The sequence below is a fragment of the Parasutterella sp. genome (genome assembly GCF_057870745.1).
In genome coordinates this window covers 1-6,204 of record NZ_DBMALT010000077.1, presented here as the reverse complement: position 1 = coordinate 6,204, position 6,204 = coordinate 1, and the positions used below count along the sequence as shown (strand labels likewise).

The following is a 6,204-nucleotide window of genomic DNA, read 5'->3' as shown; positions in this document are numbered from 1 at the left end:
AGAAACCGCCGTAAAATCAAGGTGACTTGGCCTACCAGATCGGTACGGGCGGTGGTGTGAGAGGGTGTTCGCTGGAACTCAGCGAAACCCTACTCGATTAGTGAAAACACCTAAAATTTGGGTCGTTTTCAATAGAATTTCAGCTTTACGCTGAAAGTACTATGGGATATTTGTGTGGAGAGAGAGTTGACTGAAACGAAAGAACAACGAGCTGAGGCACTTAACAGCTTAAGCACACTTTGTGATTTCTTTCAGAATCGTGTTCTGAAAGGACCGTCGGACGAAGCACTGAGAGAATTTAATCGGGCGACAAAAGAGTGGGTCTCAGTCACGTATAAGGAGCTCGGTGAGAAGGTAAAGAACTGGCAGAGGGCTTTCGCCGATTTAGGGCTTAACAAGGGAGACCGTGTTGCGATGCTCCTGCCTAACGGTGTGAACGCCGTGTGCTTTGATCAGGCGGCAATGGCCAACTCTCTCGTGCCGGTTCCTCTTCACGCAATCGATACGCCGGCTTCCAGTGCGTTCATTCTCCAGGACAGCGGAGCGTCCGTCTTGGTGACGGACAAGAAGTCCAAATGGGAGAAAATCCAGGAAGCCGGATTTGATCTTTCTGCGATCAAAAAAGTTATCATTACGGAAGAACTGACGGAGGCGACGGAGCTCATTCAAGGAGTAAAAGAATGGCTCAAAGGAGCTCCTGCAGACATTGCTTTACCCGAGCAGCCGAAGGTCGACGATTTGGCCTGCATTGTTTATACGTCCGGGACGACCGGCAAGCCGAAGGGTGTGATGCTTACTCATAAAAACATCACAAGCAACGTCCGTTCAACTTTGGCGCATGTCAAGCCGGAGATCGGTGATATCTTCCTTTCGTTCCTTCCGCTTTCTCATATGTTTGAAAGAACGGCAGGATACTACTTGGCGCTGGCGACAGGTTCGACAATTGTATTTAACCGCTCTCTCCAATACCTCGCAGAAGACTTCAAGATTGCGAAGCCTAATGTTTTGATTTCTGTCCCGAGAGTTTATGAACGCATCTACGCCAAGCTGAATGACGCGCTTGCCAAGAAAGGCAAAATCCAGGCGACCTTGTTCCATATGGCCGTCAACGCCGGATGGCAGAATTTCTGCAGAAAAAATTCGATAAAAACGGCCGGGTCTCAGGGTTCAATGTTTGGCGGCTTGGTCAATGCGACGGTTGGTAAGAAGATCTCGGAAAAACTGAAGTCTCAATTCGGCGGAAGGTTGCGCGTGGCCATCAGCGGCGGTGCTTCTCTTAACCCTGAGGCGGCTAAGGTTTTCTGCGGCCTCGGTCTTCCGGTGATTCAAGGCTACGGCATGACCGAGACTTCCCCGATCATCAGCGGCAACAATGTGACGGACAATGATCCGGCAACCGTCGGCCGAGCTCTGAAGGACGTCTCGATTCGTTTGGGAGAAAGGGAAGAAATCCAGATCAAGGGTGACTTGGTCATGAAAGGGTACTGGAATCGGGAAAAGGACACGAAGAATGCCTTTACCGAGGACGGCTGGCTCAAGACTGGCGATCAGGGAGCTTACGACGGAGAAGGACGGCTGAAAATCGTCGGCAGAATCAAAGAGATTCTTGTGACCTCTACGGGAGAAAAAATTTCTCCTGTCGATATTGAAAGCGCACTTGAAACGCTTCCGCTCTTCCGACAGGCTTACGCTGTCGGCGACGGTATGCCTTACATCGCTGTGCTGATCTCCCTGGATCCGACACTGTGGGAAAAGTTTGCGGCAGACCAGGGAGTTGATCCCAAGGATCCGGAGTCTTTGCATGCTCCGGTGGTTCGCAAAAAAATACTTGAAATGGTCAAGAAAGCCTGTCGAACTTTCCCGGCATACGCAGTTCCTAAAAACCTTGCGCTCACTTTGGACGAGTGGACGATTGATAACGGGCTTCTCACGCCGACCTTGAAACTTAAGCGTTCTCCGATGCAGGCAAGGTACGGGCACCTGATTGAAGAGATGTATAAAGGCGCAAAGAAGAGCCGTATTTAGAAGAGACCTCCGTATAATCGACCTTCTGTCTACAAAATAACACTGATAGAAACAATGGAAGAACGTTCCACCGAAACTATTCGTAATGCCTATAAGGGCAACGTCAAGCATGGGAAGTCGGAAGCGATTGCGCCGAAGTGGATGCTGCAGAGCACCGAAGCGGTGATGCAGTACTATCTGGATCGGGATTTAACGCTTGACCGCTGTGTTCTTGAGAAGTTTCCGCTTCCGCAGGAAGGCCATAAATATATGCTGTATGCGCATATTCCTTTCTGTAAAACGCTTTGTTCCTACTGCACCTTCCATCGATTTCTTTTCAAAGAGTACAAGGCCCGCGAATACTTTGTGAATCTGCGCAAAGAGATGGAGGCCGTTCATGCCATGGGTTATGACTTCACATCGATGTATGTCGGCGGAGGCACGACCACAGTGCTGATGGACGAGTTGGCTAAAACACTGGAGCTGGCTAAAAAACTGTTCCCTTCCATCAAGGAAGTCTCCGTCGAAACGGATCCTCAGATCATGGGCGATCCGCAAATTCATATGCTTGAAGGCCTGGTGGACCGCATGTCAATCGGTGTTCAGAGCTTTGATGACGGCATTCTCAAGATGACCGAACGCGATAAATTCGGAACCGGACAGGAAGTCTTTGAAAATATTGCGAAAGCGCAGGAACTTTTCCCGATTTGCAATGTTGACATGATCTTCGGATTCAGGGGCCAGACCGATGAGATTCTTCACCGCGACCTTGAAACCCTGCTGAAGCTGTCCCCCCGTCAGATCACGACCTATCCTCTGATGGTGACAAGTCAGACTAAACGCAGTGTTAAGGATTCTATTGCCGCACCTCACGATGTGAGGGCAGGCCAGTACCGCATGATCCTGGACATGCTGACGGAAGACTATACCCAGCTTTCCTCATGGGCTTTCGGGAAGTCCAATAATGAGGGCTTTGACGAGTATGTGATCGACAACGATGAATACTTGGGTGTGGGTTCGGGTGCCTTCAGCTTCTTGGGGGATTCGCTTTATGTAAACACGTTCTCACTGCGCCGCTACAACGAGCGCATCGGCTCAGGCAATAACGGGGTGGAAAGAAGAAAGGTTTTCGGCAAACGCAGCATTCTTCAGTACCGCTTACTGCTTCAGTTGTTTGCCGGCCGCATCAGTCGTAAATACTTCAAAGAAGTTCACGGCGTCGATCTGGATCGTGCGTTATTTAAAGAGGTTCTCGCTTTGAAACTTGCAGGAGCGATTAAAGAGAACCCAGAAGACCATGACCGCTTCATTGTGACTGATAAAGGCAAGCTGCTCGGCCTTGTGATGATGAAGGATTTCTACTCCGCGATGGACAACATTCGGGCGGAGTTAAGGAAACCACTTAGAGAAGCCGACATGTAAACGAAAACCTCAGAGCCCCGTATTTTCGGGGCTTTTGATTACATCTGTTTTCATTTGTCCTTATTAATTAGAGGTTTTTACTTAAGACAAAAGGATAGAGGCCGTTGAGAAATCTGTAACAACACCGTAAACTTCGCTCCGTAAGGAGACTCGGGACTTCGCACCTGCGATTTACTAAATATATTTTTATCCGAAACTGTCTCTTTAAATTTCCATTTCAAGCTCTGGAGTTGAGTAATGTCTACTATGGATGTTGTTACCTTCCGACCGCCTCAAGGCTGTCGCGGAGAAGACGGTCCCGCGTTTCAGGGAAATTTCCGCAAAGGCGAACTTCGCGGAATTATCCACATTAACAAAGACAACTGCGTCGGCTGCGACACCTGCCGCAAGTTCTGCCCGGTTGATGCTATTTCCGGCGGTTTAGGCGCCATTCACAAAATCCGCGACGATGCATGCGTCAGCTGCGGTCAGTGCTTAAGCGCCTGCCCGTTCGGCGCTATTGAACAGATGAGCTTCGTCGACGACGTCATCGCAGCTCTTAAAGATCCGAAGAAATTCGTGGTCGCTCATCCCTCTCCTGCAGTCCGTGTCGCATTGGCTGAAGAATTCGGCGGTAAACCCGGCGACCTCTGCACCGATCAGATGCTCAATGCCTTGGAAAAGGCCGGTTTCACTATTTATGACGTGAACCAGACCGCTGACCAGACGATTTTGGAAGAAGGTACGGAATTCATTAAGAAGGTTCGCTACTGGTGCCTGGGGGAAAGAAGTCCTGAAGTCAACATGATGGCTCACCATCCGCTGCCTCACTTCACCAGCTGCTGCCCTGGCTGGGTCAGAAACATGGAAATTAACTTCGCTTCTGCGATTCCCCATGTTTCCACCACAAAGAGCCCGATTCAGATGGGCGGTGCCTTAGGCAAGACCTGGGCTGCTAAGCACGTTTGGAACAAGGATCCGCGCGATGTCTGCATCGTTTCCATTACTCCTTGTACCGCTAAGATTTTCGAAGCCAGCCGTCCTGAATTCATCGACGCCTGGAAGTGGAACGTTGAACACAACGTTATTCCTAAAGACTCTCCCGTCTTCCCCGACATCGACTACAGCCTCACAACTCGTGATATCGCTGAAGTCTTCCGTCGTCTCGGTATCGATCCGCTCAAGATGCCGACTACACACGAAGTTAAGCCGACCGAAAAATACACCGGTGCCGGTACGATTTTCGGCTGCTCCGGCGGCGTGATGGAAGCTGCTCTCCGTACGGCCTATGCTCTTCTGGCCGGCGAAGAACTGAAGAACCCGGACATCATCAGCGTCCGCGGTCTGAACAACTCTTTAGTTGAAGCGACTGTGCCTATTCCTTTGAAGGCTCAGGGCGGCAAGATTTTCGAACTCCGCGTTGCTGTTGTTAACGGCGCTCTTCAGGATCTGAAGAATGTCATGAAGATCATCAACGAAGACAAGGATCGCTGGCACTTCATCGAAGTCATGAACTGCCCGGGCGGCTGCGTCAACGGCGGCGGTCAGCCTCTGCAGGGCGCAGGTTCTTCCTGGCTTGCTCCGACAACTCCGCTTCCTGTCAAACTCTAACAAGGTAGGAAATAGAAATGAGTAAATATCAATATACCGAACGCGACGTTCCTGCCATGTTGGGCCGCCGCGGCTTCCTGAAAGTCATCGGTCTGTGCGCAGTTTTAGTTGCCGGCGCCGGCGCTGTGATCACTCAGCTGATCACTTCCCGCAATAAGGTTATTCTCGACAGACAGAACGGTCTGTATGCAGATGACAAGCGTCTGCAGAAGATCAATCTGACTTCCTCTCACCAGAACGATGTCTGCTGGCAGGTCTACAAAGACATGAACGGCAAACCCGTCGAAGGCGAGATGTACAAGCTTAACCACACCCATTACTATCCCCGCTCTCAGCTGGCTATGACGGAGGCAGAACATGTCTAATCCCGAAATGAAAGGCGCAAGAATTCTGCGCTTCCACACTTCCGACAAGGTTTTCCACTCCATCAACGCAATTTGCTGGTATGCCTTGGTCATCACCGGTGCCATCGTTTATTTCGGCCATTGGATGGGCGATATTTCCGATGAAACCGCCAACCTCATGATGGTTTGGCATCTCTGGCTCGGTGCTCTCTTCACCCTTAACTTCGTGGGCTATGTTCTCTTTGCCCCCGAACGTTTTGCCGTGACACTTAAGAACCTTCTTGAGTGGGACAGAAACACCATTATGTGGTTCAGAAACTTCGGCGGCTATCCGCGTCGTTTCTTCAAGATTCCCTTCGGACCGGTTGAAGTTCCGCCGCAGGGCCGCTACAACGGCGGTCAGAAGATGAGCTACCTCATTTTCCTTGCTGCCGTCGTTTACCTGATCGCTACGGGCTGGCTGCTTTGGCTCGGCGCTCCCTTGCTTGGCAAGACCGTCTTCTACTGGCTCTTCATTACTCACGTTTGGGGAAGCTTCATTGTTACCGCTATGGTTACATGCGCACATATTCCTCTGGCTCTCCTGTCCATGGAGCACTTCAAGGGCATTTGGAGAATCGGTTCCGGCGACATCTCTTACGAAGCCGCTGAGCACCATGCTCCGACTTGGGTCAAGCGTGACGTTGTCAAAGTTGTTGAAAAATAATCTTTGACCGATAAACAAAAAGAGGGGGCTTCGGCTCCCTTTTTTGGTGTGCTCGGCATGAGCATTCTCTATAGGGTGAAAGTCCCGAGTCTGCCCGCTAGTGGGAAAGACTAGCGAACCCCAAGGTGTCTGCAGTGA

The 6,204-nt window shown here is 50.6% G+C and carries 5 protein-coding genes; all 5 read left to right on the top strand.

Annotation, left to right across the window (positions count from 1 at the left end; all coding sequences use genetic code 11):
- The first annotated feature begins 186 nt into the window (after positions 1 to 186).
- The 5 genes from ACZND6_RS12550 to ACZND6_RS12530 all read left to right on the top strand — a co-directional run bounded on the left by ACZND6_RS12550 (position 187) and on the right by ACZND6_RS12530 (position 6,066).
- On the top strand, positions 187 to 2,025 hold the full coding sequence (locus tag ACZND6_RS12550; protein ID WP_293737103.1) for an AMP-dependent synthetase/ligase: 1,839 nt from the start codon (positions 187 to 189) through the stop codon (positions 2,023 to 2,025).
- A gap of 54 nt (positions 2,026 to 2,079) precedes the next feature.
- Positions 2,080 to 3,426, top strand: a complete 1,347-nt coding sequence (locus ACZND6_RS12545; protein ID WP_293737102.1) for a coproporphyrinogen III oxidase family protein — start codon at positions 2,080 to 2,082, stop codon at positions 3,424 to 3,426.
- 237 nt (positions 3,427 to 3,663) lie between these two features.
- Positions 3,664 to 5,016 carry a [Fe-Fe] hydrogenase large subunit C-terminal domain-containing protein gene (locus ACZND6_RS12540; RefSeq protein ID WP_293737101.1) on the top strand — a complete coding sequence of 451 codons (1,353 nt, stop codon included), beginning with the start codon at positions 3,664 to 3,666 and terminating at the stop codon, positions 5,014 to 5,016.
- 17 nt (positions 5,017 to 5,033) lie between these two features.
- On the top strand, positions 5,034 to 5,381 hold the full coding sequence (locus tag ACZND6_RS12535; RefSeq protein ID WP_008810230.1) for an iron hydrogenase small subunit: 348 nt from the start codon (positions 5,034 to 5,036) through the stop codon (positions 5,379 to 5,381).
- The gene (locus ACZND6_RS12530) at positions 5,374 to 6,066 is read left to right on the top strand and encodes a cytochrome b/b6 domain-containing protein (RefSeq protein WP_293737100.1); all 693 of its coding nucleotides are present in this window, start codon (positions 5,374 to 5,376) and stop codon (positions 6,064 to 6,066) included. Before ACZND6_RS12535 ends, ACZND6_RS12530 begins: the two co-directional genes overlap by 8 nt.
- Positions 6,067 to 6,204 lie beyond the last annotated feature (138 nt).